Annotated in this window: 2 protein-coding genes; both read right to left on the bottom strand. The window is 46.4% G+C overall.

Annotated elements, in window-relative coordinates; translation table 11 throughout:
* Nucleotides 1-41: 41 nt before the first annotated feature.
* Complete coding sequence (locus AC1DUA_RS38095; RefSeq protein ID WP_477504645.1) at nt 42-896, bottom strand: IS3 family transposase; 855 nt, start codon at nt 894-896, stop codon at nt 42-44.
* An 11-nt stretch (nt 897-907) separates the two neighbouring features.
* The gene (locus AC1DUA_RS38100) at nt 908-1,204 is read right to left on the bottom strand and encodes a transposase (RefSeq protein WP_477504644.1); all 297 of its coding nucleotides are present in this window, start codon (nt 1,202-1,204) and stop codon (nt 908-910) included.
* Nucleotides 1,205-1,281: the final 77 nt, after the last annotated feature.

The following is a 1,281-nucleotide window of genomic DNA, read 5'->3' on the forward strand; positions in this document are numbered from 1 at the left end:
TGGACCTCTGTCAAGAAAGTAAACACATCATTAAGTGACGATTACGCGGTTTCTACAAAGGTCGCCGCAAAGTGAACAGGCGACACATAGCCGATGGCACTATGAATTCGTTTGCGGTTATAAAAGAATTCAATATACCGAAAAATGGCTTCGTATGCCTGCTGTTTGGTTTTAAATTTCGTGCGATAGATAAGCTCTTTCTTTAAAATGCTGTGAAACGACTCTATGCAGGCATTGTCGTAGCAGTTCCCTTTGCGGCTCATGCTGGCTTGCATGGAGTAAGAGGCTAGCTTTTCTCTGTATTCTTTGGAGGCATACTGTGATCCRCGATCGGTATGATGAATAAGACCCTTGCCTGGTTTTTTAGCTTGATGAGCGGCTTCTAGAGCGCTCAGAGCGAGATCTGTTGTCATCCGATCATGAAGTCGCCAGCCTACAATTTCTTTCGTGCACAAGTCCAAAACACTTGCTAAATACAGCCGACCTTCTCGACAGGGGATATACGTAATGTCCGCCACCCAGACCTTCTTCGGCTTATCTGTTGCAAACATTTGATTAAGTACATTTGGGGCAATTGGCAGGTTGTGATTGGAATCCGTTGTCTGCACTCTAAACTTGCGAGATACACAGGAACGTAGTCCTAGCTCTTTCATGTAAACGCTGACGGTACGCTCTGAGATGGTTAAGCCCTCTTTCCACAGCATACGAGTAATTTTGGGGCTGCCGTAGCGCTCCCCAGAATCATGAAAGTGATAAACAATTCGCTCCAGTACCTCTGCTTTACGCTGCTCCTGCTCGCTTGGTAGCGCCTGTTGCCACTTGTAGAAACCGCTCCTCGATACCTGCAAGACCTTGCACATCTTCGCCACCTGAARCTCAGAGCGATGTTCTTCGATGAATCGGAACCTTAGTTCCTTTCTCTGCTGAAGATGTGCAGTGCCTTTTTTAGAATGGCTAGTTCCTCCTGCAGATCCCGATTCTCTCGCTCAGAAGCCTGCAGGCGTTTCTCCATCTCCCGTAGTTTCTCTGGATTACCGACAGGCTCGTTTTCGAAGGAACGATATTTTGTCATCCAGTTCTTTAATGTGCCAGCTGGGATGTTCATTTCCTCAGCGATCTCCGGCAGTGTCTTTGTTTGTTCCTGAACATATTTTACTGCTTCTTTTTTAAAATCTTCGTTATATCGTTGGCGTTGCTCTCCCATTGGCGGACACCCCCCTATTCGTTAAGTCTATTATTGGGGTCACTTAACGGATGTGTCCACTTCTTATTCTAGCCGCA

It is taken from the genome of Paenibacillus sp. 01T422 (assembly GCF_056398785.1).